The sequence below is a fragment of the Pseudomonas sp. HR1 genome (assembly GCF_030175875.1).
In the GTDB taxonomy this organism is placed as follows: Bacteria; Pseudomonadota; Gammaproteobacteria; order Pseudomonadales; family Pseudomonadaceae; genus Chryseomonas; species Chryseomonas oryzihabitans.
This window is the reverse complement of the sequence record NZ_JASNRF010000030.1, coordinates 1-1,104: the sequence shown is the minus strand read 5'-3', so window position 1 is coordinate 1,104 and position 1,104 is coordinate 1. Positions and strand designations below refer to the sequence as shown.

Sequence of the window (1,104 nt, the reverse complement as noted above, 5' to 3'; positions counted from 1 at the left end):
GATCCTGCACGCCGCGAAGGTGATGGGAACGCAGGGCTTGGGTTAGCGATTGCCCGGTCACTGATGCAAGCGCATGGTGGCACGATTTCATGTACCTCCCAAGGAGGTCGAACGGCATTCATCCTGACCTTCACGCGCCGGACTAGTCTGCGCACATGACACGCTTATCTAACTCTCAGAAAGGCAGAGCTAGGTACCAACTATTGATGTCACTCAGATAAGAGTTAGGCTCGGCCGTAAGGCCATAATGACATTTTTACTTAGCTGTCAGCGCGACATCTCTTCTTAGCCTTGACACAATACGGGCGCGCCAATGGCGCCCGTATTTCGCTAGTCGATGTCTCGCTCAGTAGCAAATTCGCGAGCGAATCGGTCTATATTGGCGAACATCCTATCTCGGTTAAAACGTCCCAAGACACACGTCCCATCCGGTAGCGACCAAAGTATCTTCCAATTTTGGTCCAGCGCACTTTGCATTTGTTCTATAGTTTCGGCTGTCGTCAATTCGTTGATGTCCAGCAGTGTCATATCTTGATGCTCCAAATAGCATTCGAATTATCCCATTCCGGGACGTTGAAAGAATTTTGGTGCACTAATACTAGACTGAACTGAACTGGCTCTGCGCACGAGCTTGAAGGATAGCAATACGAGTGCTCGTAGCCCCTGGGCAGACTAATAACACAGAGTACTGACACGTCTCAAGGTTCGGCGCCATAATTGCGCCGGTGCGGCCGACCTTCCTTCAGGACAGCGTGTGGAGCAGAAATACGATTGCTGCCGGAATGGAAACCAATCCACACCCAATGAGTAGTGGAACCCAGAAATGCTCGAACGACCTCCAGGCTGGTTTAGAGAGCATCTCAAGGTTCTTCCGGTTTATCTCGGCCGTGTCCCTCATAGATTGGACGATCATCCGCTGCATCTCTACCTGAAGACGCCGGGACTCGAGCTCCAAGTTCTCTCTCTCGCTCATGATCAAATCTCGCTGACTCAGCTACCCACTCGGAACAATGCTACCGCTTCTCAGGCCAACCGGCACGGCATCGTTCGCAGTGCCGGCGGACACGAGAGGCTGAGAGCGCTCAAGCTGCCCGAAGGCGGTCC

2 protein-coding genes are annotated in these 1,104 nt (G+C 52.7%); both read left to right on the top strand.

What is annotated here, in order from left to right; translation table 11 throughout:
- Positions 1-159: ATP-binding protein (locus tag QKY98_RS23385; RefSeq protein WP_350030294.1), on the top strand; the 159-nt coding region annotated here is incomplete at its 5' end.
- A gap of 664 nt (positions 160-823) precedes the next feature.
- Positions 824-1,104 (top strand): hypothetical protein (locus QKY98_RS23380; protein ID WP_284671674.1); only part of this gene is annotated, 281 nt, incomplete at its 3' end.